The sequence below is a fragment of the Methylobacterium mesophilicum genome (assembly GCF_022179445.1).
GTDB classification, from domain to species: Bacteria; Pseudomonadota; Alphaproteobacteria; order Rhizobiales; family Beijerinckiaceae; genus Methylobacterium; species Methylobacterium mesophilicum.
The window spans coordinates 146164-173080 of record NZ_BPQU01000010.1 but is presented as its reverse complement, the minus strand read 5'-3'; the positions used below and the strand labels follow the sequence as shown (position 1 = coordinate 173080).

Genomic DNA, 26917 nt, shown 5'->3' with positions numbered 1-26917 from the left:
GACCACCACCAAAAACCCGGCCCGCTCGCGCGGACCGGGTTTTTCGTGATCGGGGTTCAGCGTCCTTCGCCGCCGAGCACGAGGCGCAGGGACCGGGCGAGTTCGTCGCGGCGGTAGGGCTTGTTCAGGACCGGCAATTCGCCGTGGCCGATGACCTGGCCCTCGTCGAGATTGGCGACATAGCCCGAGGTGAGCAGCACCTTGATCCCGGGGCGCATCCGCTGGGCTTCGACGGCGAGCTGCGAGCCGTTCATGCCGCCCGGCATGACCACGTCCGAGAACAGGATGTCGATGCGCTCCACGCCCCGGAGATGGTCTAAGGCCTCGGCGGCGTTGCGGGCGATGATGACCCGGTAGCGCAGCTCCTCCAGGCTCTCCACCGCCATGCCGAGCACCTGCTCGTCATCCTCGACCAGCAGCACGGTCTCGCCCTCGCCGGCGCGGCGCAGGGGAATCGTCCGCAGCGCGCCGGCCCCGGTCTCCTCGTCGGCCGGGTCGGTGGAGCGCGGGAAGTAGAGGTTCACGGTGGTGCCGGCCCCGACCGCGGAGGCGATGTCGACGAAGCCGTTGGCACTGCGGGTGAAGCCGTAGACCTGGCTGAGCCCGAGCCCGGTCCCCTTGCCGACCTCCTTGGTGGTGAAGAACGGCTCGAACACCCGCTGGAGCTTGTCCGGCGGGATCCCGGCGCCGGTATCGGTGACCGAGACCAGCACGTAGGGGCCGGGCGCCACGCCTTTCTCGGTCACCGCGCCGGTGCCGAGATGGACGTTGCGGCTCGTGACGGCGATCCGGGTGTGACCCGGCCGGCCCTCCATGGCGTCGCGGGCGTTGACGATCAGGTTGAGCACCGCGGCCTCGAACTGTGCGGGGTCGATGCGGATCGGATCGAGGGCGGGGTCGAGGTCGAAGGCGAGCTCCACCGCGCCCCCGGCGGCCCGTTCCGCGAGGGGCCGGAAATCCAGGAGCAGGCGGTTGGGATTGAGCGTCTGCGGCCGCAGCATCTGCCGGCGGGAGAACGCCAGGAGTTGCTGGGTCAGTTGCTCGCCCCGCCGGGCCGCGCCCATGGCGGCCTCCGCGAGGCGCTTGACCCGATCGACCTGCTCCGGCCGGCGGAGCACCATGTCGAGCCCGCCCACGATGACGGTGAGCAGGTTGTTGAAGTCGTGGGCGACGCCGCCGGTGAGCTGGCCGATCGCCTCCATCTTCTGCGCCTGGCGCAGGGCCTCCTCGGTGACGTGCTGGTCGGTGCGGTCCATCAGGATGCCGGCGATCCGGGTCGCGGTGCCGGCCGCGTAGGACTTGACCTGTCCCCGCAGGGCGATCCAGCGCACCGCCCCGTCGACCCGGCGGATCCGGCATTCCAGATCGAGCCGGCCGGTCGATCCGACGGCGGAGAAGGCCCGGTCGACGCCCGCCCGATCCTCCTCGACGACGTGGGCCAGGAAGGTCTCCCGGTTCCAGAACGCCTGGGGCGCGTCGTAGCCGAACACGGTGTCGAAGCGGGGCGAGCGCCGGGACGCGCCGGTGCCGTAATCGAGGTCCCAGGATCCCATGCCGGCGGCGTCGAGGGCGAAGGCGAGGGTCTCGTGGGCGGTCTCGACCTCCCGGGTCCGCTCGGCCACGCGCCGCTCCAGCCCCTCGTTGGCGAGTCTGAGCTGCTCCCGGTCGCGCTCGCGCTCCAGGAGACGCTCGCGCGCCTGGTATTGACGACGGCGCGCCCGCAGGGCCGCGGCCGTGGCGCTGACCAGGGTCTCGGCGTTGATCGGGCGCTCCAGCAGGACCACGTTGCCGAGCCGGGCGAGGAGCTGGGACGCGCGCTGGGAGCGGTGCCCGAGCTGGCGGGTCGCCAGCACGATGAACGGGAAATCCGACCAGGCGGGCTGCGCCTCGAGCCACGCGAACAGGTCCGGCGGCCCGGTCTCCCCGAGGGCCTCTTCGGTGACCAGCGCCGCGGCGGCCCCGGTCCGGAGGGCGTCGATCCAGCCGGGGAGATCGGGACAGATTGCGGCCGGCGTGCCGGCCCGGGCGAGCACCTGCTCGACCACCGCGGCGTCGCGCCCGCGCGGCGCCAGGATCAGGACGCGCGTCTCGTCCTGCGCCGACGCCGTCACGGGGCGCGGCCGCCGGCGGGCGCGTCGTCGCCGCTCAGCATCGCCACCGTGCCGCGGTAGGAGGGCAGGCCGGTGAGCACGCCCTCGAAATCGGCCAAGGCCTCGCCGACCTGGATCCCGTGCGCCGACAGCTTCATCTCGCGGATGGTGCGCTCGTGCGCGTTGACCCGGCTCTTCACCACGGACAGGGCCGTGCGGACCTCACCCTTGGCTTCGAAGAAGCGGAACAGCAGGATCGAATCGCTGAGATAGCTGAGATCGATGTCGGTGCGGACCTCGCCGATGACCCCGTGCTGCCCCAGGACCAGCAGCGTCGTGACGCCCTGCTGGTTCAGGTAGCTCAGCATCTCGTGCATCTGCAGGATGAGATACTCCTCGCCCGGCATCGCGTGCAGGTAGGCGTTCAGGCTGTCGATCGCGACGACGCTGGAGCCGCGCTCCTCCACGCCCTGCCGGACCATGCTGGAGAACTCCCCGGGGGAGAGTTCGGCCGGGTCGATCTGCGTGATCGTCAGGCGCCCGGCCGCGATATGCGGGCTCAGGTCCATGCCAAGGGTCGCCGACCGCGCGAGCAGGGTCGCGAGGCCCTCGTCGAACAGGTAGTAGGTGCCCCGCTCGCCGCGCTCCAGGGCGGTCAGCATGCAGCGGATGGCCATGGTGGTCTTGCCCACCCCGGAGGGGCCGAGCAGCAGGGTGTTGGTGCCGGGCACCAGTCCGCCGCCGAGCAGCAGGTCGAGCGCGTCCGAGCCCGTGGAGCGCGCCGTCGCGTCGAACGGCGTGTGGTGCTCCGCCGCGATCAGGCGCGGGAACGCCAGGATACCGCCGGTCTCAAGCAGGAAGTCGTGGTAGCCGCCCCGGTACTTGATGCCCCGCATCTTGACGATGCGCAGGCGCCGGCGCTCGGAGCCGAACTCGCGCGGGGACTGCTCCAGCGAGACCACCCCGTGGGCGATGCTGTGGAGCTGCAGGTCGCCCGTCTCCGAGGTGCGGTCGTCGAGCATCAGCACGGTGCAGGCCCGCTTGGCGAAGAACTGCTTGAGCGCCAGGATCTGGCGGCGGTAGCGCAGCGGGTTCTGGGCCAGCAGGCGCAGCTCCGACAGCGAGTCGAACACGACCCGCTCGGGCTTCAGCGCCTCGACCCGGGCGATGACCTCCCGGACGGTCTCGCCGAGCTCGATCTCGGACGGGTGGAGGATCGACTGCTCGCTGTCGGGGTCGAGCCCCATCTCGTTGACGAGCTCGTAGAGTTCGATGCCGTCGAGGGACCAGCCGTGGGTCGCGGCGGACGCGCGGAGCTCCTGGCCGGTCTCCGACAGGGTGACGTAGAGCGTCGGCTCGCCCCGGGCCGCGCCCGCGCGCAGGAACTGGAGCGCCAGGGTGGTCTTGCCGGTTCCGGGCGTGCCCTCGAGCAGGTAGAGCCGGCTCGGGGTCAGGCCGCCGCAGAGGATGTCGTCCAGACCGGGAACGCCCGTCGAGATTCGCGGCGCCGGACCGGCCGGGAACGCCGTTTCGGTATCGGTCATCGGCTTGCTCTACGCTTCCCCCCGCGGTCCCACGCGCCCCGGTGCCGCGCGCACGGTAGCGGCCGCGCCACGCCTTGTCAGTGCCGCCGGCGCCGCAGCAGCCGTGAGGCGCCCGTGCGCCGCGGGACAGCGCGGGGGCCTCACGTCTCGATCATGTCCCGGATGCGCGAGGCCAGCGCCTCGATCACGAAGGGCTTGGTGAGGACCTGCATGCCGTCGTCCAGGTAGCCGTTGCCCACCGCGGCGTTCTCGGCATAGCCGGTGATGAACAGCACCTTGAGCCCGGGACGGGTCTCGCGGGCGGCATCGGCCACCTGCCGGCCGTTCATGCCGCCCGGCAGGCCGACATCGGTGATCAGCAGGTCGATCCGCACGTCCGATTGCAGGACCTTCAGCCCGGACGGGCCGTCGGCGGCCTCGATGGCCATGTAGCCGAGATCCTCCAGGACCTCGGTCACCAGCATCCGCACGGAGGGCTCGTCGTCGATGATCAGGACCGTCTCGCCCTGCTCGGCCCGGGGCGCCGCGGCGGGATCCGGCATCGCCACCGCGGCGGCGATGTCGCCATGGAAGCGCGGCAGGTAGAGGCACACGGTCGTGCCCTGACCGACCTCGGAATAGATCCGCACCTGCCCGCCCGATTGCCGGGCGAAGCCGTAGATCATCGACAGGCCGAGCCCGGTGCCCTGCCCGATGGGCTTGGTGGTGAAGAACGGGTCGAAGGCCTTGGCGATCACCTCCGGGGGCATGCCGGTCCCGGTATCGGACACGCAGAGCGACAGGTACTGGCCGTGCGGCAGGTCGCGCTCCCGGGCGGCGCGGTCGTCGAGCCAGCGGTTGGCGGTCTCGATGGTGATGCGCCCGCCTTCCGGCATGGCGTCCCGGGCGTTGATGCACAGGTTCAGGAGCCCGTTCTCGAGCTGGCCGGGATCGACCAGGGCGGGCCACAGGCCGGCCGAGCCGACGACCTCGATATGGATCGACGGGCCGACGGTCCGGCGGACCAGCTCCTCCATGCCGTGGACCAGGACGTTCACGTCGGTGGGCTTGGGGTCGAGGGTCTGGCGGCGCGAGAAGGCGAGCAGGCGGTGAGTCAGCGCCGCCGCCCGCTTGGCCGCGCCCTGGGCGGCGGTCATGTAGCGGTCGAGGTCGGTCATCCGACCCTGGCTCATCCGCGTCTGCAGCAGCTCCAGGCTGCCCGAGATGCCGGTGAGCAGGTTGTTGAAGTCGTGGGCGATGCCGCCGGTGAGCTGCCCGACCGCCTCCATCTTCTGCGACTGCCGCAGGGCCTCCTCGACCTTCTCGCGCCGGGCGGCCTCTTCGGCCACGCGCCGCTCCAGGGTGGCGTTGAACGCCTCCAGGGCGGCCTTGGCGCGCAGCTCTTCCTCGATGTTGCGGGCCTCGATGACCGTGCCGATCGGCTCGCCGCGCTCGTTCCGGATCGGGCTCGCGGTGAAGCCTACGGGATAGAACGAGCCGTCCTTGTGGACGAAGACCTCCTCGCCCTGCTCGCGCTCGTTCTCCGGGAAGGCCTGGTCGATCGGGCATTCGCAGAGCGGGTAGGGCGATCCGTCCGGCCGCGTGTGGTGGACCACGTCGTGCAGGGCGCGGCCCTCGGTCTCCTCCAGGGCGAAGCCGGTGAGCGTCTCGGCGGCGCGGTTCATGTAGCTGCAGTGCTGGCGCTCATCCATCAGGAAGATCGCCTGCGAGGTGTTGTTGAGGATGGCGTCGAGGCGGCGCGAGGTCTCGACCAGGCGCTCCTCGGCGGCCTTGCGGTCGTGGATGTCGGTGACCGAGCCGATATAGCCGCGGAAGCCGCCATCCTCCCCGAGGCGGGGCTGGGCCGCGTCGATGAACCAGCGGTAGCGGCCGTCGGCGCCGCGCAGGCGGTACTCCACCCGGAAGGCGCCATGCCGGGCGTTGGCCTCCAGGAACGCCTGGCCCGACGAATCCCGGTCGTCCGGATGCACGGCGTCGAGCCAGCCGAGGCCGTGGCTCTCCGGGATGGTCTGGCCGGTGTACTCGTACCAGCGCCGGTTGAGATAGGTGCAGGCTCCGTCGACCCCAGTCATCCACATCATGACCGGGGCGTGGTCGGCCATGTTGCGGAACCGCGCCTCGCTCTCCCGGAGCGCGGTCTCGGCCCGCATCCGGGCCGTGGTCTCCGTGCAGGTGCAGAACACCCCGGCCACCGCGCCGTCCGCGTCCCGGAGCGGCGCGCAGGAGAGGGTGAACCAGGTCTCCTCGTCGTAGCCGTGGCGGTTCATGACCAGGGGCCGGTTCTCGACCCAGGTCGCCTCGCCGGCCATCGCCGCCTCGACGAGGGGCGCGAGGTCGGCCCAGATCTCCGCCCAGACGTCCCGGAGGCGCGCACCCATGGCGGCCGGATGCTTGCTGCCCAGGACATCCGCGTAGGCGTCGTTGTAGAGGAGGCCCAGCGCCGGCCCGACGGCCACGAACATCGGGAACCCCGACCCGTGGATCAGGCTCACGGCGGCCGACAGCCACTGGGGCCAGCGCTCGGGCGGGCCCAGCGGCGAGGACGACCAGTCGAACGCGCGCATGACGGCGCCCGCCGCGCCGCCGCCCGCGGCCAGAGCCGGACCGTCCCAACCTGCCTCCCCGTCCTCCGAACGCCCCGTCACCCTCGCCAACCCGGTCTCCTTGGCACTCGCGCCCGCCTGCGCCGTGCAACAACGCCGCTCGGCGGCGGCCGTTCTCGACTCGGCGCCGAAGGCTGCCGGGCCCGGCCCTTGTCGCCCCTGCGGCGGGCGGCGCCAAGTCTCCATCCGGAACCCGGATCCGGATCGACGGACTTGCGCGCGCGGCGAGGGGGAAATACTGGCCCTGGCCGGCACCCGCGGGTACCTGCGGCTTTCGAGCCGGTCTGAATTGCCGTGCGCCCCGCTCCGCGAGGCGCTATGCCCCCTGAACCACCCCCGCCCCGCCCCGGGCCCTAAGTGAGGCCCGACCTTGGCGCAGCACGCCCGTTCCCTCCTGTTCGTCGCCTACTGGACCGCCTGGACGGCCCTGTTCGTCGCGCCGCTGGTCGTCCTGGCGCTCGCCGGGGCGCCGGCGCGGCCGGTCCGCACGGCGGCGCGGCTCTGGGCCCGCGGGGTCCTGGCCGGCCTGCACGGGATCGTCGGCCTGCGCTACGTCGAGGAGGGGCGCGAGCACATCCCGAACGAGCCCTGCCTGCTCGTGGCCAACCACCAATCCACCTGGGAGACCCTGGCCTTCCTGGTGCTGGTCCCGGACGTGGCCATCGTGGCCAAGCGCGAGTTGCTGGCGATCCCGGTGGTCGGCTGGTTCCTGCGGCGCTCGCCGATGATCGTGATCGACCGCGCCAACGGCACGCAGGCCCTGCGAGCGATCATCGAGGGCAGTCAGGCCGCCGTCGCGGCGGGCCGCTCGGTGCTGATCTTTCCGGAGGGCACGCGGGGCCGGGCCGGCGACCCGCTGCAGTTCAAGCGCGGCGTGGAACTGCTCTACGGCCGGCTGCGCCTGCCGGTGGTGCCAGTCGCGGTGAATTCCGGCCTGTTCTGGCCCCGGGGCATGGCCACGCGGGCCGGCACGATCGTGGTGAGCTACCTCGCCGCCCTCGCGCCCGGCCTGCCGGCCGCGGAGTTCCTGCGCGGCACCGAGGGCGCGATCGACCGCGAACTCGACCGCTGGCGTCCGGCCGACGCGCAGGGGCGGCGTTAGCCCCCGTCCCCGCCCCGAACAATCAGGGCTGCGCGCGCCTCCCGCGGCACGGGAGCCGCTGACTACATCGCGAGCCACCACCAGCAAGCTGTTCGGGTGGGCGACGATCAGCTCTCACCTGTCGGCCGGACTTTAGACGACGGCAATCACGGTCTTCGATCAGCGGATCGGCGCGATCGGCCGGATCGCCCCCCCGCAAGCGTGTTTTCGCAACAGACGCGATCCACCGAATACCGATCGTCTCGGTATTCCCTACCGACGCCTGGATTTGCAACCCACAGTTGCACAAATGGTTACTTGATGAACCCGGAGGTGTTCATGTCGCTCTCTCCCGCCGCCATCCTCAGCCCCGCTTCGCGCTCCCTCGCATGGCTCGTCGGCCCCGACGCGCTCCTGTCCACGACCGCCCTCTCCACCGGCCAGCTCGCGAGCCTCGGCCCGATCGCCTCGATCATCGAGGGCACCGTCGATAACGGCTCCGCGGATTCGGGCGGATCGGCGCTGCCGGACACGGTCAGCGCCACGGCGAACCAGATCGTGCTCGACACCCACGCGCAGATCGAGGGGTTCGCCCACGCGGTCGCGCCGCTGAACGGGCCGCTGCACGGATTGACCAATCTCGGCGAGACCGTGGGCCTCGGCCATATCGGCGAGGCCGGCAACCTGATCACCGACCTGACGGGCGCCGTCGCCAACCCGACAGGATCCGGCGCGATCCCGTCGCTGCTGAGCGATGCCGGTGCCGTCGCCACGGCCGCCGGCACGCTGCTCGAATCGGTCACGGCGGTGCCGGCGAGCGGCAACGGCCTCGTCGGGGCCGGCGGAATCCTCAGCCCGGCGACCAGCATCCTCAACCAGGCCGTCCTCGACCTGCACACGACGCTGGAGGATGCCGGCCATCAGGTGTCGGTGCTCAATGCGCCGGTCCACGCGGTCACGGCTCTCGGCGAGACACTCGGCCTCGGTTATCTGGGTCAGGGCGGCAACCTCCTGACCGACACGCTGGCCCTGCCCGGATCGCTCCTGACCGGCGGCGGGCTCGCCTCGGCCAGCCCGGTCCTGTCCGATCTCGGCCACGTCCTCGGCTCGGCCGACACCCTGGTCGGCTCGATCACCGGCGCGGCCAATGCCGGCGGCCTGCTCTCGTCGGACGGGCTGCTGGCCCCCGTCACCAACCTGGCGAACACCGCGGTGCTCGACATCCACGCGACCCTCGAGAATCTCGGGCACGGGGTGCCGCTCCTGAACGACGCGCTCCACGGCCTGACCAATCTCGGCGAGACCCTCGGCCTCGGCTATCTGGGGCAGGGCGGCAATCTCCTGACCGACGTCGCGGCCCTGCCCGGCGACCTGCTGGGCGGCCAGGGGCTCGGGGCGCTGTCGCCGATCCTCAACGATGTCGGCGCCGTGACCCACGCGGCCGGCGGCCTGCTCGGCGGCGTCACCGGCATCCTCGGCGGGCTCGGCGGCGATGCCGGGGCGCCGGGCGGCAGCCTGCTCGCCCCCGTGACCTCGGCGGTGGATGGCCTGCTCGGCGGGCACGGCGGAACGCCCCTCGACGGGTTGCTCGGCGGCCTCGCCGGTGGAGGCCAGGCGGATGGGATCGGCCCCCTGCTCGGACCGAACGCGCCGCTGCAGCCCGTGGCCGGGCTCGCCAACGGCGTGATCGACGGCATCCACGGGGTGCTGGAGCAGACCGGCCACGACGTGGCGATCCTGAACGAGCCGCTCCACGCCGTGATCAACCTCGGCACCAATGTGGGCCTGGGCGAGCTCGGCGAGGCGCACAATCTCCTGACCGACGTGGTCAACCTGCCCGGCGCGGTTCTGGGCGGCAACGCGGCCCCCGCGATCGGGCAGGTCGCCGGCGATGTCGGGCAGGTCGCCGATGCGGCCGGCGGCGTCCTGGGGTCGGTGACCGGGGCTCTCTCCGGCGCCGCCGGCGGCCAGGGCGGCACGGGTCCGCTCGATGGCGTGCTCGGGACCGTGACCTCGGTCCTGGGCGCCACGGAGGGCGGCGCAGGCGGCAACCCGGTCGGCGGCCTGCTGGGCGGCCTGACCGGCGGGGGCTCGGGCGATGCCGGCACCGGGACCCACCCGCTGATCGACGTGGCCGCGGGCCCGACCAGCGCGACGCCCTTGGCCAACGCGGCCGTGCTCACCCCGGCCGCGGATCCGGCCCACACCGTCCAGGCGAGCGCCATCGCGGTGGGGGCCGACCAGCCGAGCCTGGCCACCGCCAGCCTGCTCTCCGGCGACAGCATCCTGCTGCCGCAGAGCGGCGGCGGAGGCGCGGATTCCCTCGTCGGGCAGATCCTGAGCCCGGCCTCGACGGCGCCCGCCGGTGCCGGGGACGCCGGTGGCTCCCACGGGGCGAGCCTCGATCTCGGGATCGTCACGATCGACCTCGGCAGCCATGCCGACGTCCACCACACCGACCCGACCCCGCACTCGGCCACGGGCGGCCTGCACCTGCTCGGCCTCTGACGGCCGGAGCCCCCGCCGCCGACGCGGCGGGGGCTTTTTTGGTGGACGTGGAGCAAGGCTCCGGGGGACAGTCCGTTGACCGACGAACGCGTGTTGCGTGCTGCCAAGCGCCGGGAATTCTGGGCCGCGATCGGGGCCGGGCGCACCGCCCTGATCACCGTGATGATCGTGAGCGGCCTGATCAACCTGCTGATGCTGACCGCCCCGATCTTCATGCTGCAGGTCTACGACCGGGTGCTGCCGAGCCGCAGCATCGCCACCCTGGTCGGGCTCGCCGGCATCGCCCTGATGCTGTTCGTGATCCAGAGCGTGTTCGAGGTCTTCCGCGCCCGGATCCTGTCGCGGTTCGGCCGCCTGGTGGACGAGCGCCTCGGCCCGCGGATCTTCCGGACCCTGCTGGCGCGCGGCTCCGAGACGCCGCGCGGCGACGAGGGCCCCCAGGCGCTGCGCGACCTCGACACCGTGCGGGGCTTCGTGTCGAGCATGGCGCTCACCGCCTTCTTCGACCTGCCCTGGGTGCCGCTCTACATCGCGGTCTGCTTCCTGTTCCATCCCTGGCTCGGGGCGGCGATCGCGGCCGGCGCCCTGTTCCTGTGCGTGCTGACGGTCCTGACCGACTGGGCCTCCGCCGAGACCACCCGGGAGACCGTGCGGGTCGCCGGCGAGCGCCGGTCCTTCACCGACATGGCGCACCGGACGGCGCCGCTGCTCTGCGCGCTGGGGATGCGGTCGCGGGTGGCCGACCTCTGGCAGGTCCGGACCCGCAAGAACCTCGACGTCGCCACCTACGGCAACGACCTCGCCATCGGCTTCGGCGCGGTGGCGCGCCTGCTGCGCACGGTGCTGCAATCCGGGATCCTGGGGCTCGGCGCCTACCTGGTGGTGCGCGAGGAGGCCACCGCCGGGGTCATGCTGGCCGCCACGATCCTGTCGGCCCGGGCGCTGGCGCCGGTGGACCTCGCCATCGCCAACTGGAAGTCGTTCTCGGCCGCCCGGCAGGCCTGGAGCCGGCTCGTGGCGTTCCTGCCCCGGCGGGAGCCGGAGGCCCTGACGCCCCTGCCGGCGCCCCGGGAGAGCGTGCGCGTGACCGCCCTGTCGATCGCCGCCCCCGGGACCGACAGCCTGATCCTGCACGACGTCAACATCGCCTTGGCCCCCGGCAGCGCGCTCGGGGTGATCGGCGCCAGCGGCTCGGGCAAGTCCACCTTCGCCCGCGCGCTCGTCGGCCTGGCCCGGCCGGTCCGCGGGGTGATCCGCCTCGACGGCGCGGCGATCGACCAGTGGGATCCCGACGCCCTCGGCCGCGCCGTCGGCTACCTGCCGCAGGACATCGAGATGTTCGACGGCACCATCGCGGAGAACATCACCCGGTTCGACCCGGCGCCGGACCCGGAGGCCCTGCAATCGGCCGCGAAGGCGGCGGGCGTCCACGAGGTCGTGCTGCGGCTTCCGGGCGGCTACGACGCCCGGGTCGGCGCCGGCGGACTCGGCCTGTCGGGGGGCCAGCGCCAGCGGATCGCGCTGGCGCGGGCGCTCTACGGCGACCCGTTCCTGGTGGTGCTCGACGAGCCGAACTCCAACCTCGACGTCGACGGCGACCGCGCCCTGTCGGCCGCCGTGCAGGGCGTGCGCGCCCGGGGCGGCATCGTGGTGGTGATCGCCCACCGGCCGAGCGCGCTGGCCGCCGTCGACCGCATCCTGGTCCTGGGCGAGGGCCGCGTGCGCCTGCACGGGCCCCGCGACGAGGTCCTGGCGCAGCTGGGCGCCCTGACCCGGCAGACACCCACGAGGGTCGCATGACGCGGGACCAGGCCTCCATCGACCCGACCCGCGAGACCCGGCGCTCGCTGCGGCGGCACGTCGTCGGCGTCGCCGCGGTGATCGTGCTGGCCACCGGCACCGGCGCCTGGACGGCCGCCACGGAACTGTCCGGGGCGATCATCGCCACCGGCTCCCTGGTGGTGGAGAGCAACATCAAGAAGGTCCAGCACCCCACCGGGGGCGTGGTCGCCGAACTGCCGATCCAGGAGGGCGCCCGGGTCCAGGCCGGCGACCTGCTGGTCCGCCTCGACGCCACCACCACCCGGGCGACCTACGACAGCGTCACCAAGAGCCTCTGGGAGATCGCCGCCCGCAACGCCCGGCTGGAGGCCGAGCGCGACGGCCGCGACGAGCCCGCCTTCCCGGCCGACCTCGCCGGGGCCGGGCCCGACGTCGCCCGGATCGTCGACGGCGAGCGCAAGCTGTTCCGCTTCCGCCGCGACGCGCTCCAGGGCCAGAAGGCGCAGCTGCGCGAGCGGATCGGCCAGTTGCGCGAGGAGATCAAGGGTCTGGTCGAGCAGGCCGCCGCCAAGGAGCAGGAGACCACGATCATCGGCCGGGAATACGAGGGCGTCGAGGATCTCTGGAAGAAGAACCTGATCCAGTTGACCCGGCTCACCAGCCTGCAGCGCGACATGTCCCGGCTCAAGGGCGAACGCGGGGTCCTGGTGGCCAACATCGCCCAGGCCAAGGGCAAGGTCTCGGAGACCGAGCTGCAGATCATCCAGCTCGAGCAGAACCTGCGCAGCGACGTCGCCAAGGAGCTGGCCGAGAACCGCGCCAAGGCCGCGACCCTGACCGAGCAGCGGATCGCAGCCTTCGACCAGCTCCAGCGCATCGAGATCCGCTCGCCGCAGACCGGCTACGTCCACGAGCTGGCTGTCCATACCCGCGGCGGCGTGATCTCCCCGGGCGAACCGATCATGCTGATCGTGCCGAACGCCGATTCCCTGGTGGCCGAGGTCCGGGTCGCGCCCCAGGACATCGACCGGCTGCAGACCGGCCAGGCCGCGGGCCTGCGCTTCCCGAGCTTCGACCAGCGGACCACGCCGGAACTCAACGGCCGGGTCACCCGGATCGCCGCCGATGTCAGCGAGGACAAGCGGACCGGCAGTTTCTACTACCTCGTGCGCCTGGGCGTGACCAAGGACGAGCTGAGCCGCCTCGACGGCGCCAAGCTGATGCCCGGCATGCCCGTGGAGGCCTTCATCCGGACCGCCGACCGGACCGTCCTGTCGTACCTCACCAAGCCCCTGGTCGATCAGGCGCGCCGGGCATTCCGCGAGAAATAGGGCCGTCCGGCGTCCTCGCCGCCGATCGGCAGGGATTTTGCAACCCCTGATTGCATACAGGGCTTGATCCCGCAGGATCCGGCAGAACCGTAGGCCAGCCACGATGCCGATCGACCCCAACAACCTCGCGCAGACCGCGACCCTGACCTACAGCGCCGAGTTCGACACCCTCGACCTCTGGAACGGGACCTCGGGCCTCGACACGGCGGGCGGGCCGCAATGGGGCAGCTACGTCACGGCGACCGGGACGCGGCCGTTCAACCAGGAGCAGGAATGGTACCTTCGCGCCGACCATCTCGTCGGCGGGAGCGGCGCGGCTTTGCCGAACCCGTTCGGCGTCCATGACGGCATCCTGACCATCACGGCCGCGCCGTCCGACCCGGCGCTGCTCCCGGACCTCGGCGGCCAGCCCTACACGTCCGGGATGATCAACACGTCCCACAGCTTCAGCCAGACCTACGGCTACTTCGAGATGCGGGCCGAGCTGCCGGCCGGGCAGGGGATGTGGCCGGCCTTCTGGCTGCTGGCCAAGGACGGCTCCTGGCCCCCCGAGATCGACGTGATGGAGATGCTCGGGCACGACCCCGACACGCTCTACACCAGCGTCCACAGCCTCGCGCCCGGCCAGACCGCCGGCGACCACACCCTGAGCCAGGGCACCGCGCAGGTCGCCGACATGAGCGAGGGCTTCCACACCTACGGGGTGGATTGGGGGCCCGACAGCCTCGCCTTCTACTTCGACGGCCAGGAGGTCTACCGCACGCCGACGCCGGCCAGCCTGGACAAGCCGATGTACATGATCGCCAACCTCGCGGTCGGCGGCACGTGGCCCGGCGACGCCGACGCGACGACGCCGTTCCCGGCCCACATGAACATCGACTACCTGCGCGCCTACCAGGCCAGCCCGACCGGTGCGGCGGCGAGCCTGGAGCCGGTCTTCCACTTCTACGACGCGTCCACCGGCCAGCACCTCTACACGGCCAGCACGGCGGAGCGGGACACGCTGCAGAGTTCCCAGACGGCCTACGCGTATCAGGGGGTCGGCTGGGCGGCGCCCACCGACGCGGCCGGCACCGCGGACGTGTTCCACTTCACCAACGCGGCGACCGGCGACCATTTCTACACCGCCAGCGCCGCCGAGCGGGACGGCCTGATCGGCTCCGGCTCGGGCTACCGCTACGACGGCGTCGCCTTCGAGGCCTACACGGATCCGTCCGCCGCCGGATCGGCCGCCATGAACATCGAGCGGTTCGTCAACACCGAGAGCGGCCGCCACTACTACGCGTCGAGCACCGCGGAGATCACCTATATCGAGCAGGGCCACGCCGGAACCGGCTGGATCGACGAGGGTCATGCCTTCACGCTCCACGCCCCGACCCAGAGCATGTTCGGCCTATAGCGGCCGGGGAGGGGGAGGGCCCGATCGGATCACGATTGCGGCAGCAGGGCCTGAAAACCGCTGTCGTCCGTGATGTTTGCCCGATGCGGCGGGAACAATCGCCGGGGCCGCCTTTTGTGCTGGCGGTTCCACCCATCGGCCCGGTCCGGATCGGCCGCCGACCCCATCGAGACAGGAGATCGCTGTGCCCGCGGCGCGGAGCGCGACCATGCGCGAGCCCATACGGCCAGCGGCTCCGGCCGGCGGGATCGCCGGCGTGCGTGTGAGCCGATCCTGCGCAGCCCGCTCCCACGCAGCCCTCGCCCGCACGGCCACGCCGTGACCGCCCGGACCGCCCTGGACGTGATCGAGCAACTGCCCCGGCGCTCGAAGACCGTCGATCGGATGATCGCGGGCCTCGCGGTGATCCTGGCCATGCTGGGCATCGCTGTGGGCGCCTCGGTCTACCAGCAGCGCGGCAGCGAGGCCGTGCGTCACGCCCTGGCCGTGGAGGGGCGCCTCGGCCGGGTGCTGTCGGCGGTGCAGGACGCCGAGACCGGGCAGCGCGGCTACCTGCTCACCGGAGACGAGGATTTCCTGCCGCCGTTCCGGGCCGGCCGCTCCAAGGTCAACGGCGAACTCGCCCGCCTGGGCGACCTCCTGCGGGACGACGACGGCCAGCGCGCCGAACTCGACGGCCTGATCCTGCTGATCCGCGAGAAGCTCGGCGAACTCGCCACCACCATCGACCTGTACCGGGGCGGCGACGCGGAGGCGAGCCGGACCCTCGTCCGGGAGGGGAGCGGGCGCCGTCTGATGGACGAGATCCGCACGGTCGTGCGCCGGATGGAGGCCCAGGAGACGGCCCTGATGGAGCAGCGCCAGGCGGCGGTCTCCCGGATCGCGCTGCTGATCTGGGCGGCCCTGGCCGCGCTGGTCCTGGTGCTGATCCTGTTCGCGGTGTCGGCCATGCGCGAGGCGGGGCGCCGCCGCCGGCTGTCGCGCTTCCTGCCGCAGGAACTGGTCTCGCGGCTGGCCGACGACGACGGCAGCCTGCGGGCGGGCCGGCGGCAGCAGGCGGTCATCGCCTTCGTCGACATGCGCGGCTCCACCGCCCTGGCCGAGCGCCTCGACCCGCAGCAGCTCTCCGCCTTCCTGTCCGCGTTCCGGCGCCGGGTGATGCGGACCGCCCGGCTGCACAACGGCGTGGTCGACAAGTTCCTGGGCGACGGCGCCCTGGTGGTGTTCGGCCTGCCCGAGGCGCAGGGCGACGACGCCGCCCGAGCGGTGGCCTTCGCGGGGGACCTGGTCGAGGCCATCGCCCGCTGGAACCGCAAGGGCGAGCACGACGCCACGGTGCGCATCGGGATCGGCCTCCATTGCGGCGAGGTGTTCAGCGGGATCATCGGCGAGGAGGCCCGCTACGAGTTCACCGTGCTGGGCGACACCGTGAACGTCGCCGCGCGCCTTGAGCAGGCGACCAAGGTCCACGGCGTGCCGATCCTGGCCTCGGAGGCGGTCCGGCGGGCCGCAGGCCCGGCCACCGCGGTCTGGCGGGAGGTCAGCCGCGAGCCCCTGCGCGGCCGCCGGGAGCCGATGGCCTATTTTTCCGTCGAGCCGCCGGGCCACGCCGAGCCCGCACCGGCCCGCCTGCGCGACGTCGATCCGCTCCCGGAACTGGCGCTGTAGCCGCGCTTTCGAGCCGCGCCGGCAAGCGGCGCGGCCGTGACCAACCGAGAGGCCGATGCCGAGAAACCTGTCCTGGCTTCTGCGCCGCGAGACCCTGCTGGGCGGCGCCGTGATGCTCCTCGGCATGGCGGCCCTGGCCGCCTGGTATCTCCTGCAGGCGACCGTACTCACCGTCGCGGTGGCGCCCCGGGACGGCACCGAGCCCGGCCTGATCAAGGCCTACGCGGACGCGCTGGAATCGGGCCGCACCGGCCTGCGCCTCAGGATCCTCGCCTTCGACGACGTGCGCGAGAGTGCCGCCGCCCTGCAGGACGGGCGGGCCGACCTGGCGGTGGTCCGGCCCGACGTGCTGCTGCCGACCAACGGGCTCACCCTGGCGATCCTGCGCGACCAGGCGATGATCATCGCCTCGCCCGAGCAGGCCGGCATCACGGATTTCCCGCACCTGGCCGGCAAGCGGGTCGGCATCGGCACGCACCGGGACGCCGATATCGGATTGCTCAAGAGCCTCCTCGGCTATTACGGCCTGACGCTGGAGCCGGCGGCGGGCACCGGACCGGGCGACCGCGCAGTCGTGCTCGTGCCGGTCGGCGAGGATGGCGTGGCCGGGGCGCTGCGCGAGAAGCGGATCGACGCCTTCATCAGCATCATCGCGCCCTCCGCGCCCAAGGCGCTCGAGCTGGTCGCGGCGGTCCGCTCGGTGGCGCGCGGCGGCAAGGTCGCGTTCGTCGCCGTGGCGGACGACGACGCCGTGATCGAACGCTTCCCCAAGCTCCAGGCCGTGGCCATCCCGGGCGGCCTGTTCGGCGGCCGGCCCAAGCTGCCGGCCGACGACGTGAAGACGGTGGGCGCCTCCTACCGGCTGATGGCCCGCGCATCCCTCAGCCGTGCCGTCGCGGCCGACCTGACCCAGCAGCTGTTCGAGAAGCGCACGGAGGCGGCCAACGCCACGGAGGCGGCGGATTACGTCCAGGCCCCGTCCTACGAGACCACCGTGGCGGCCACGAGCGCCCGGATCCCGATCCACCCGGGGGCGATCGACTATTACGAGCGCGAGCAGCACGGCTTCGTCGAGCGCTACGGCGACACGCTCTACCTGCTGGGGGCGCTGGCCGGCGGCCTGGTCTCGGTCCTGGCCTGGATCCGGCAGCGCCTGGCCGGCCTGCGCCGCGAGCACATCGACGAGATCGTGGAGCGGCTCCTGGAGATCACCGAGCAGGCCCGCGCGGCCCAGGATCCGGCGGCGACCGCCGGGCTGACCCGCGAGGTCGACCGCCTGGCCGGCGACGCCGTCCGCTACGCCCGCGAGCGGGCCCCCGACGCCGCCACGATGTCGGCCGTCGCCATCGCCCTCGACACCGCCCGGGCGACGATCGCGGACCTGCGCCGCCCTGCCGCCGCGGACTGACCGGGCCGGGATGGCGGGGGTGCCGGAGCGGGGCGCTACGGGCGGCAGCGCGCGACGACGCGCCGGAGGGACTCGCGCTCCCGGGCCGGCGCGAACAGGTCCGCCCGGGCCGCGCCGCACGCGGCCAGATTGTCCAGGAACCCGGGCTCCTCCTCGGCGCGCAGGAGCAGGGCGGCCAGGGCGGCCTCGTCGCCGACCGGGAAATAGCCGGGATAGGTCGGCCCCAACAGGCCGCGCGTGCCGGGGATGTCGGAGGCGATCACCGGCAGGCCGGACACGAGGGCTTCCGACACCACGTTGGCACCGCCCTCCTGGAGAGAACTGAGGACCATGACGCGCCCCCGGGTCAGCCACCGCCGCACCAGGGATCCCGGCCGGTCGCCGAGCCACAGGTAGCGCGGGTTGTCGGCCATCTCGGCGCGCGCCTGGGCCGCCCAGACCTCCGCGGAGGCCCCTCCGAGATGGACGACGCGCATGCGGGACCGGGCCGGAAGCCGCCGGACGGCGCGGGCGGCGCGGAACGGGTCCTTCTCGGCACGCAGGTGCCCGACGACGAGGACCTCGAACGCCGCCTCCGATACCGGCCAGCGCCGTCGCCGCGGCAGGGCGGACTGGAACACGACGTCGAGCTTGCCGCGGTGGCGCTCCGGAAGCGCGGCGGGGATCAGGTCGTGGAGGCCGATCAGGCGGTCCGCCAGGTCGAGCGAACGCAGCGTCGGCTCGGGGTCCGCCGCGAGATAGTGGTAGACGTCCGTGCCGGTCAGGGCGACCACCAGCGGCCGGTCGGGGTGGCGGGCCTTGAAGCGCGCGATGGACAAGGCGCTGCGCCAGGCGTGCAGGGCGAGCATCAGATCGGCATCCGCATCCTCCCCGTAGGCCATCGTCACCTCGACTTGATGTCCGAGATCGCCGAGGATGCGCGCCCAGCGGGTCGCCGTTGTCCGATTTCCGGCGCGGGACATCCTCGCAGCCGGCGTGATGAGACTGATCTTCATGGTCTCGACAGGCTTCCAGGACGTTTGATGCGCGCACCGGTTTCCGCTGCCGACCTCGTGACCATGCTGCAGGATGCCCGGGCGCGAACGCTCGAACTGGTGGCAGGCCTCGATCGTGACCGCCTCATGGGGCCGAAGTCAGATATCGTGAACCCGCTCCTGTGGGAAATCGGGCATCTCGCCTGGTTCCACGAGCATTTCATCCTGAGAGCGCTCGACGGGCAGCCGCCCCTGATGGCCGAGGCGGACACGCTCTACGATTCCGCCCGGGTGCCGCACGCGACGCGCTGGTCGATCCCGCTGCCGGCGCTGCCGGAGACCCTGGGCTACATGGCCCGGGTCCACGAAGCCCTGATCCGGCGTCTGGCCGATCGCGAGCCGACGCGCGAGGAGGCCGACCTCTACCAGCTCGTCACCTTCCACGAGGACATGCACGACGAGGCCTTCACGTACACGCGCCAGACGCTGGGCTATCCCGCGCCGGCCTTCGCCGCGTCGGCCACCGCCCGGTCCACGGGAACCGGCCCCTGGCCCGGCGACGTCACCGTGGGCGGGGGAACCTGGCGGCTCGGATCCGAGCCCGGCGGCTTCGTGTTCGACAACGAGAAATGGGCGCATCCGGTGCCGGTCGCGCCGTTCCGCATGGCCCGCGCGCCGGTGACCAATGCCGAGTTCGCGGCCTTCGTCGCGGATGGCGGCTACCGCGCGGACGCCCACTGGGACGCGGACGGGGCGGCTTGGCGCGACGGCTGCGGCGCCGCGCATCCGGCCTACTGGACGCGTCACGGGGCGCGGGACTGGACCGTCCGCAGGTTCGACCAAGACGCGCCGCTGGCGCCCGACGAGCCGGTCGTCCACGTCAACTGGCACGAGGCCAACGCCTATTGCCGCTGGGCCGGCCGGCGCCTGCCCACGGAGGCGGAATGGGAGGCCGCCGCCGCCGGCGCGCCGGCGCGCGATGGGACGCTCGGTGGCACCAAGCGCGGCTATCCCTGGGGCGATGCCCCGCCCACGGCCGACCGCGCCAATCTCGACGGCGGCCATCTCGGCTGCGTCGACGTCGCCGCCTACCCCGCGGGCGACAGCGCCTGGGGCTGCCGGCAGATGCTCGGCAACGTCTGGGAATGGACCGCGAGCCCCTTCCTGCCCTTTCCCGGCTTCGCGCCCGACGCCTACAAGGCGTATTCGGAACCCGCCTTCGGAACGCGCAAGGTCCTGCGCGGCGGCGCCTGGGCGACCCGCTCGCGCATGGTCGACACCGGCTATCGCAACTTCTTCGGCCCGGAGCGCCGCGACGTGTTCGCCGGCTTCCGCACGGTGGCGCTTTAGGACGCTCGCCGCCGCACTGGATCCCGGTTCGGTGCAGGCGGCCCAGACAAGGCCGAGGCCGCCCCGTGCGCCGTCAGGCTTCGACGCGGATGCCGGGGGGGCCGGCCTCGAACCGCCCGACGATGGCGGCCTGCGCGAAGCCCGCGGCGCGGACCTGGGCCAGGATCGCCTCGGCACGACCGGGCGAGCAGGTCACGAGGAGGCCGCCCGAGGTCTGGGGATCGGTGAGGATGTGGCGGCGCCAGTCCGGCAGGTCCGCGGGCAGGGTGACCTGGCCGCCGAAACTCGCCCAGTTGCGGTGCGATGCCCCGGTGACGAAGCCGTCCCGCGCCAGCGCTTCGGCCCTGGGCAGCAGCGGGATCGCGCCGCCCGCGACGACGAAGGTCAGGCCGGCGCCGCGGGCGAGTTCGAGCCCGTGCCCGAGGAGGCCGAAACCGGTGATGTCGGTGATGGCGTGGACCTCCGCATCGCCCGCCAGATCCGCCCCGACCCTGTTGAGACGCGTCGTGGTGGCGACGAAGTCGGCATAGCCCGCGGCGTCGAGGGCCTCGCGCTTGATCGCGGCGGAGTAGATGCCGACGCCGAGCGGCTTGGTCAGGATGGCCACGTCGCCGGCGCGCGCGTCGGCGTTGCGCCGGATGCGGGTACGGTCGCACAATCCGATCACCGCCAGGCCGTAGATCGGCTCCGGGGTATCGATCGAGTGGCCGCCCGCGATCGGGATGCCCGCCTCGGCGCAGGTGGCGGCCCCGCCCTTCAGGATCCGGGCGACGACCTCGGGGGCGATCTTGCCCACCGGCATGCCCAGGATGGCGAGCGCGAGGATCGGCTTGCCGCCCATGGCGTAGACGTCGGAGATCGCGTTGGTGGCGGCGATCCGACCGAAATCGTGGGGATCGTCCACCATCGGCGTGAAGAAGTCGGTCGTGGCGATGAGGCAGGTCCCGTCATCCAGCGCCCAGACCGCCGCGTCGTCGGCCGTCTCGTTGCCGACGAGCAGGCGCTCGAACGGACCGGCCACCGGCTGGTCGGCCAGCAGCGTGCGCAGCACCGCCGGGTCGAGCTTGCAGCCGCAGCCTCCGCCATGGGCGAGGCTGGTGAGGCGGACCGGCGGAGGCGTATCCATGGCTGAATCCTGTGGCATCGCGCGCTGTGACAACGGAGGGTTAACCACGGGTCCTAGCAGACAAAGGCGGGGATCCGGTACAGACGGCCGTCAGGATGGCACGGTGCGGGCGCGTCGCACCCGCCACCCGGCCCGCCCGGATCGGTGCAGGACCGCAGCGTGCGCCGCCTCCGTCCGGCCCGTACGCACACGGCATCGTCCCGCAAGATCCATCCTCGACAGAATGGGCGTTCGATTCGGTGATCTAACGCCCGCATGAGCCGTCAATTGATTGGACATCGGCCTCCGCTTGAGGGTGTTAGAGTGTCGGAACACGGGTGGGGACGGCGATGCTGAGACGGACGTTGAACGGGGCGTTGCTGGCGGGACTGGGATGGCTCGCGGCATCCGGCGGCGCCGTCGCGCAGGAGCGCGCGAAACCGGCCTTCGTCTTCACCGGCATTCCCGACCAGGACGAGAGCCGCCTCGTGGAGCGCTTCGGCAAGGTCGCGCGCTATCTCGAGGGCAAGCTCGGCGTGCCCGTGACGTACATCCCCGTGAAGAACTACCCGGCGGCGGTGACGGCCTTCACCAACGGCCAGGTTCAGCTCGCGTGGTTCGGAGGCTTCACCGGGGTGCAGGCGCGCAAGGCCTCGCCCGGTGCGCAGGCGATCGCGCAAGGCGCCGAGGACGCGGCGTTCAAGACCTACCTCATCGCCAACACGAAGACCGGCCTGGCGAAGTCGGCCGACTTCCCGAAGGCGGTCGCCGGCAAGACGTTCACGTTCGGCTCGCGCGCCTCGACCTCGGGTCGCCTGATGCCGGAGTATTTCATCCGCGCGGCGTTCCCGGGCAAGACGCCCGAGGAGGCGTTCTCCCGCGTCGGCTTCTCCGGGGACCACACCCGCACGATCCAGCTCGTCCAGTCTGGGGCTTTCGAGGTCGGGGCGGTCGACTACTCGGTGTGGGACCTCGACGACAAGGCCGGCAAGGTCGATCACACGGCCGTCGGCATCATCTGGGAGAGCCCGCCGTTTCCCGACTACCAGTGGACCGTGCGGGGCGATGTCGACGCGATCTACGGCGCCGGCTTCACCGAGAGGCTGCAGGCGGCCCTCGTCGGCATCACCGATCCGGCGATCCTGGCGCCCTTCGCCCGCTCGAAGTTCATCCCGGTGACCAACGCCGCCTATGAGCCGATCGAGCGCGTGGCGAAATCCACGGGCTTGCTCGACTGACGCGAGCGCAGCGCGGTGACCGCATCCCGAGCCGAGCCGGAGATCGTGCTGTCGGGCGCCCAGGCGGCCTATGACGGCAAGCCGGTCCTGTTCGGGGTGGACCTGACCATCCGGGCCGGCGAGCGGGTCGCCCTGATGGGCCGCTCGGGGGCGGGCAAATCTACCCTGCTCGGGCTCATCCACGCCCAGGCGCGCGCCCGCACCGCGCTGATCCCGCAGGCGGCGGCCCTAGTGCGGACCCTGTCGGTCTTCCACAACGTCTACATGGGCCGGCTCGACCGGTGCTCGACCCTGCACAACCTGCGCACCCTGGCGTTTCCGGCCCGCGCCGACCTGGCCGAGATCCGAGGCATCCTCGGGGAGATCGGGCTCGCCGGCGAGCTCCACGCCAAGGCCGGCGCCCTGTCGGGGGGGCAGCAGCAGCGCGTCTCGGTGGCGCGCGCGCTCTACAACGGGCGCCCGATCCTGATCGGGGACGAGCCGGTCTCGGCCCTGGACCGCACGCAGGGCGGCCTCGTCCTGGAGCGGCTGGCCAGGCGCCACCGGACCCTGGTGCTGGCGCTCCACGACATCGCCCTGGCCCTCGCGCACACGGACCGGATCGTGGTCCTCGATGCCGGGCGCATCGTGCTCGACGCGCCCGCCCGCGACCTCGACGAGGCGGCCCTCGCCCCGTTCTACGGTCAAGCCCGGTGAGCGCCCTGCGCCGGATCCCCGGCTGGGGCTACGCGGCGGTGACGCGCTGGTTCGCGGCGGGTGCGCTGGCTGCGCTCCTGGCGGCCGACCTCGCGGTCAGCAGCCTGCATCCCTGGGCCGACCTCCAGCGCCTGCTCGGCGGCCTGATCCGTCCGGACTTCCTGGCGGTGGACATCTGGAGCGTCGTGTACACCGTCGCGTTCGCGATCCTCGGGGTGACGGCGGGGGCCGGGGCCGGCTTCGTCCTGGCCATTCCGTTCGCCAGGGTCCGGGGCGTGCGCCTCGTCTGCGCCGGCCTGCGCTCCGTGCACGAGCTGTTCTGGGCGCTGCTCCTGATGCAGGTGTTCGGCCTGTCGGCCCTCACCGGCATCCTCGCCATCGCGCTGCCCTATGCGGGGATCTGCGCCAAAGTCTATTCCGAGATCATGGAGGAGGCCGACCTGTCGGCCCTGCGGGTTCTGCCCGAGGGGACCGGCGCCCTCTCGGCCTTCGCGTACGGCCGTCTTCCGGATGTCGCCGCGGCCTTTCGGCACTACACGCTCTACCGGTTCGAGTGCGCCATGCGCTCGACCCTGGTGCTCGGCTTCATCGGCCTGCCGACCATGGGCTTCTACCTCGAATCCGCCTTCCGGCAGGGCCGCTACGCCGAGGCCGGCGCCCTGCTCCTCGTGTTCTACGCCCTGATCGGCTCGCGCCGTCTCTGGATGCGGCTCTCGACCCTGCCTCTGCTTCTCATCGTCAGCGTGCTCGCCCTTCCGCGAACCGTCGGGACGACGCACTGGCTCTCCAGCCTGGAACGCTTCGTGACGCACGACATCGTCCCGAGCCCGCTCCGGTCCGGCGCGCTCCTCGACCCGGCGACCTGGAGCCGGCTCGGGCTCTGGTTCCGGCCGATCCTCACCCAGCAGATCCTGCCCGGCGCCGTCCAGACCCTGGTGCTGGCGCAGATCGCGCTGGTGGCCACCGCGCTGGGCGCGCTGCTGCTGTTCCCCCTGGCCTCGCGCCGGTTCGCGGGGCCGATCGGCCAGCCCTTCGGGCGCGTCCTGCTCGTGATCGTGCGCTCGACGCCGGAATACATGCTGGCCTACGTGCTGCTGCAGCTGCTCGGGCCGTCGATGCTGCCGGCGATCCTGGCGCTGACGATCCACAACGCGGGCATCGTCGGCTACCTGATGGGGCGCCACGCCGACGACCTCGCCTACCGTGCCGACGCCCCGACGGGCCTGAACCTCTACAGCTACGAGACGGTGCCGCGGCTCTACGGGCAGTTCCTCGCCTACCTGCTGTACCGCTGGGAGCTGATCCTGCGCGAGAGCGCGATCTTCGGCATCCTCGGCGTGGCGACGCTCGGCTTCTACGTCGACGCCGCGATCTCGGAGCTGCGCCTCGACGTCGCCGTGCTGCTGATCGTGGCGACCGCCGTCCTGACCATGCTGGTGGATGCGCTGTCCAGGACCCTGCGCCGGTCCCTGCGCCTCACCGACCTGCCGATCCGCCTCTCCGCGCCGCGGCACGGATCCGCCGCGACCCCGCCCCTCCGGACGGCCTGCTCCTGACGGGCTCGCGCCCCTTTACGGCTGCCGCGAGGGGGCGACCGGCCGCGACGCGGAGCGCCGCCGGCAGGGCCGGGGAATCCGGATGGATCGACCCGGGGCCGACAAGCCCCTCAAGCCGGCAGGACCACCACCTTCGTCTTGACCGGCGTGCGCGCGTAGAGGTGGATCATGTCCTGGCTGAGCAGGCCGACGCAGCCGCTCGTGATGCCGGAGCCGATCGTCTCGGGGTCGCTGCTCGCGTAGATCGTGTAGAGCGTGTAGGCGCCGTTCTGGTAGAGATGGAGCGTGCGGGCGCCGAGCGGGTTGTCGAGGCCCCCCGGCATGCCGCGGGCGTATTTGGCGGCCTCGGGCTGGCGCTTGATCATCTCCTTGGGCGGCGTCCAGGTCGCCCATTCGGACTTGCGGCCGACATAGGCGTCGCCGCTCCACAGGAACCCGTCGCGGCCGACATTGGCCCCGTAGCGGGTGGCGGATCCGTCGCCCTCGACGCGATAGACGTAAAAGTTGCGAGGATCGACCACGATCGTGCCGGCCGCCTCCTTGGTGTCGTAGCGGACCGTCTGGCGGAAATATTTCGGGTCGACCTTGAGGATGTCGGCCGCCGGGATCGGGAACCTCTCGTCGGGCATCGGCCCGTAGATCTTGGCCGCCTCGGCCAGGATCAGGCCATCGGATGTCGCGCAGCCGCCGAGCCCGAGCGCGCCCAGGCCGACGGCCGAGCCGGCCAGGAACGACCGGCGGCTGAGAAACCCCGCCTGCCCCCCGCGCAGGCCGACCGCATCCCCGTCGCCGCCCTCGGCGCCCCGACCGTCCATGATCATGATCCCGGACTTCCCATGAGCCGCGGCCCGATACGGTCACGCCCACGGCCTATACCAATCGCGCGCCCGGCTCGACTGAGCTTGGCAACGCCTGTCCGCCTGGAAGCGCGGCTATTACGTCGAGAGTATGGCCAAGCCTGTTCGGCGCGCGGATGCGGCGACCGGGGGAGGTCGGAGGCGGACGCGATCAGCAGATCGGAGGCAGGGCCAAGCCGGTGGCGATCATCGCCGGCTCAAGGCTCGTCGGAGCCGTGCCGGGTTTTCGCTCTGTGAGGAAGTGGCGCGCCCTACGGGAATCGAACCCGTGTTTTCGCCGTGAAAGGGCAAAGACGACAGTCCAAATCGGTCCAGATATGTCCAGCCAGTACGTTGATTTTGCGAGTTTATTCCCGATAATCCCGTTTGGCTTGTCCAGCTCGATATGGCACTATCCGAGCATGTCCACGGGACACTGACGGGACACCATGGCTCGGAACGCTCGCTCATCCAAGCTCGAAACTCGAACTAGCCGCCTTCGCCTGCCAATAGCCAAAAAGCCTGTCTTCGCTCGCGTGGCACCCAATGTGTCACTTGGCTATCGCCGCAATGCGACCGCTGGAACATGGGTGCTTCGGGTCGCGGACGGGAAGGGCGGATCCTGGACCAAACGGATCGGGCAGGCCGACGATTTCGATGACAGCAATGGTCAGGAGGTACTCACATTCTGGGAGGCGCAGCAACGGGCCAAAGCTCTCGCAAGCAACGAGAAGGGGGAGGGGGCTCCAAAAGCTCCGCTTACCGTCGAAGGAGCTGCTCACGCATACCTTGCAGGGCTGGAGGCCCGGAATCGGCGCACGGCTTACGACGCTCGCCTGCGCATAGAACGACTTTTCATCCCTCGTTTTGGTTCAAACCGCATCGAGGATCTGACGCGCGGCCAGCTGGAAACCTGGCGCGATTCTTTAGTTTGGGCTGGTGACGATGCTGAGCAGCGCCGCCGCAGCCAGGACACCGCCAACCGGGTACTGAGTATCATCAAGGCAATGCTCAATCACGCAGTCGGTGATCCAGCGAACGGCCTTACAGATGACAGCGCATGGAGATTAGTGCGTCCATTCCAGCGCGTCGGCCGAGCTCGCGAAGTGCATTTTACGTCCGCAGAGGTACTACGTTTGCTTGCAGGCTGTGAGGACGTGGGCTTCCGTAACCTGTTGACGGCTGGGTTTCTAACAGGCGCTCGCTACGGCGAGCTTGCGGCCTGTCAAGTCCGCCACTTCGATGCAATAGGCGAGACCCTATACGTACCCCAGGGTAAGACGGGAGCCCGCGTCGTCATCCTGCAGCCTGAAGCGGTGACGTTCTTCTCACGTGTCTCGGGCGGGCGCGAAAAGGACATGCCGCTGTTGCCACGCGCCGATGGTGGTGCATGGGGCGCGAGCCATCAGGTACGACCTATGAAGCGGGCGTTGCTGACGGCGAAGCTGGACCCATCCGGCACATTCTACGCTCTACGGCACTCGTACATCTCACGCGCTATCGAAGCAGGAGTACCCCTAAACGTGGTGGCAGAAAATTGTGGGACTAGCGTGCGAATGATCGAAACGACCTACGCGAAGGTGCTAGCCACCAAGCGCAGAGAGTTCATCGCAAACGGCGCACCAAGGCTGTTTACCGCAGTCGTCTAAGTTCGACTCGGGCAGACCGTGTAGGCCGTGCAGACCGTGTAGGCCGTGTAGGCCGTGTAGGCCGTGTAGGCCGTGTAGGCCGTGTAGGCCGTGTAGGCC

18 protein-coding genes are annotated in these 26917 nt (G+C 71.5%); 12 read left to right on the top strand and 6 right to left on the bottom strand.

The window, feature by feature from the left end; all coding sequences use genetic code 11:
- Nucleotides 1-56: 56 nt before the first annotated feature.
- From MFF40_RS12880 to MFF40_RS12870, 3 genes are all read right to left on the bottom strand, one after another.
- A complete protein-coding gene (locus MFF40_RS12880) occupies nucleotides 57-2111 on the bottom strand; it encodes an ATP-binding protein (protein ID WP_147899415.1) in 2055 nt (684 codons plus the stop codon).
- Nucleotides 2108-3634 (bottom strand): ATPase domain-containing protein, encoded by a 1527-nt coding sequence (locus tag MFF40_RS12875; RefSeq protein ID WP_147856570.1) that lies wholly within the window; start codon nucleotides 3632-3634, stop codon nucleotides 2108-2110. The genes MFF40_RS12880 and MFF40_RS12875 overlap by 4 nt, the downstream gene beginning before the upstream one ends.
- Before the next feature lie 140 nt (nucleotides 3635-3774).
- Nucleotides 3775-6198, bottom strand: coding sequence for a PAS domain-containing hybrid sensor histidine kinase/response regulator family protein (locus MFF40_RS12870; RefSeq protein WP_147856571.1), 2424 nt, complete (start codon nucleotides 6196-6198; stop codon nucleotides 3775-3777).
- A gap of 409 nt (nucleotides 6199-6607) precedes the next feature.
- Between MFF40_RS12870 and MFF40_RS12865 the strand changes: the two genes are divergently transcribed.
- From MFF40_RS12865 to MFF40_RS12835, 7 genes are all read left to right on the top strand, one after another.
- Nucleotides 6608-7339 carry a lysophospholipid acyltransferase family protein gene (locus MFF40_RS12865; RefSeq protein ID WP_147898637.1) on the top strand — a complete coding sequence of 244 codons (732 nt, stop codon included), beginning with the start codon at nucleotides 6608-6610 and terminating at the stop codon, nucleotides 7337-7339.
- A gap of 318 nt (nucleotides 7340-7657) precedes the next feature.
- Complete coding sequence (locus MFF40_RS12860; protein WP_147898638.1) at nucleotides 7658-9826, top strand: hypothetical protein; 2169 nt, start codon at nucleotides 7658-7660, stop codon at nucleotides 9824-9826.
- Between the two features lie 75 nt (nucleotides 9827-9901).
- Nucleotides 9902-11626 (top strand): type I secretion system permease/ATPase, encoded by a 1725-nt coding sequence (locus MFF40_RS12855; RefSeq protein WP_147898639.1) that lies wholly within the window; start codon nucleotides 9902-9904, stop codon nucleotides 11624-11626.
- Entirely contained in the window at nucleotides 11623-12939 is a 1317-nt protein-coding gene (locus MFF40_RS12850) for an HlyD family type I secretion periplasmic adaptor subunit (RefSeq protein ID WP_147898640.1), read from the top strand. Before MFF40_RS12855 ends, MFF40_RS12850 begins: the two co-directional genes overlap by 4 nt.
- Before the next feature lie 103 nt (nucleotides 12940-13042).
- Nucleotides 13043-14338: a family 16 glycosylhydrolase gene (locus MFF40_RS12845; protein WP_147856136.1), complete on the top strand. Its 1296-nt coding sequence runs from the start codon at nucleotides 13043-13045 to the stop codon at nucleotides 14336-14338.
- Nucleotides 14339-14656: 318 nt separating this feature from the next.
- Entirely contained in the window at nucleotides 14657-16006 is a 1350-nt protein-coding gene (locus MFF40_RS12840) for an adenylate/guanylate cyclase domain-containing protein (RefSeq protein WP_147856135.1), read from the top strand.
- Nucleotides 16007-16061: 55 nt separating this feature from the next.
- Entirely contained in the window at nucleotides 16062-17414 is a 1353-nt protein-coding gene (locus tag MFF40_RS12835; protein WP_147898641.1) for a TAXI family TRAP transporter solute-binding subunit, read from the top strand.
- A 35-nt stretch (nucleotides 17415-17449) separates the two neighbouring features.
- Here the strand turns inward: MFF40_RS12835 and senB are convergent, their stop codons facing one another.
- Nucleotides 17450-18409 carry a selenoneine biosynthesis selenosugar synthase SenB gene (gene senB / locus MFF40_RS12830; RefSeq protein ID WP_147898642.1) on the bottom strand — a complete coding sequence of 320 codons (960 nt, stop codon included), beginning with the start codon at nucleotides 18407-18409 and terminating at the stop codon, nucleotides 17450-17452.
- A 27-nt stretch (nucleotides 18410-18436) separates the two neighbouring features.
- Here senB and senA point away from each other — a divergent pair, with 27 nt between their 5' ends.
- Complete coding sequence (gene senA, locus MFF40_RS12825; RefSeq protein ID WP_147898643.1) at nucleotides 18437-19738, top strand: selenoneine synthase SenA; 1302 nt, start codon at nucleotides 18437-18439, stop codon at nucleotides 19736-19738.
- 73 nt (nucleotides 19739-19811) lie between these two features.
- Here the strand turns inward: senA and selD are convergent, their stop codons facing one another.
- Complete coding sequence (gene selD, locus MFF40_RS12820; RefSeq protein WP_147856219.1) at nucleotides 19812-20864, bottom strand: selenide, water dikinase SelD; 1053 nt, start codon at nucleotides 20862-20864, stop codon at nucleotides 19812-19814.
- Between the two features lie 329 nt (nucleotides 20865-21193).
- On the opposite strand from selD, the gene MFF40_RS12815 reads away from it, so the two are divergent.
- The 3 genes from MFF40_RS12815 to MFF40_RS12805 are packed head-to-tail and all read left to right on the top strand — an operon-like array spanning nucleotide 21194 to nucleotide 24333.
- A complete protein-coding gene (locus tag MFF40_RS12815; protein ID WP_147898644.1) occupies nucleotides 21194-22081 on the top strand; it encodes a putative selenate ABC transporter substrate-binding protein in 888 nt (295 codons plus the stop codon).
- Nucleotides 22082-22096: 15 nt separating this feature from the next.
- On the top strand, nucleotides 22097-22777 hold the full coding sequence (locus tag MFF40_RS12810; protein ID WP_238260770.1) for an ATP-binding cassette domain-containing protein: 681 nt from the start codon (nucleotides 22097-22099) through the stop codon (nucleotides 22775-22777).
- On the top strand, nucleotides 22774-24333 hold the full coding sequence (locus tag MFF40_RS12805; protein ID WP_238260768.1) for a PhnE/PtxC family ABC transporter permease: 1560 nt from the start codon (nucleotides 22774-22776) through the stop codon (nucleotides 24331-24333). Before MFF40_RS12810 ends, MFF40_RS12805 begins: the two co-directional genes overlap by 4 nt.
- 110 nt (nucleotides 24334-24443) lie before the next feature.
- Here MFF40_RS12805 and MFF40_RS12800 read toward each other — a convergent pair whose 3' ends face one another.
- Nucleotides 24444-25154 carry a L,D-transpeptidase gene (locus MFF40_RS12800; RefSeq protein ID WP_238260766.1) on the bottom strand — a complete coding sequence of 237 codons (711 nt, stop codon included), beginning with the start codon at nucleotides 25152-25154 and terminating at the stop codon, nucleotides 24444-24446.
- A 464-nt stretch (nucleotides 25155-25618) separates the two neighbouring features.
- On the opposite strand from MFF40_RS12800, the gene MFF40_RS12795 reads away from it, so the two are divergent.
- Nucleotides 25619-26818 (top strand): tyrosine-type recombinase/integrase, encoded by a 1200-nt coding sequence (locus MFF40_RS12795; RefSeq protein WP_238260764.1) that lies wholly within the window; start codon nucleotides 25619-25621, stop codon nucleotides 26816-26818.
- Nucleotides 26819-26917 lie beyond the last annotated feature (99 nt).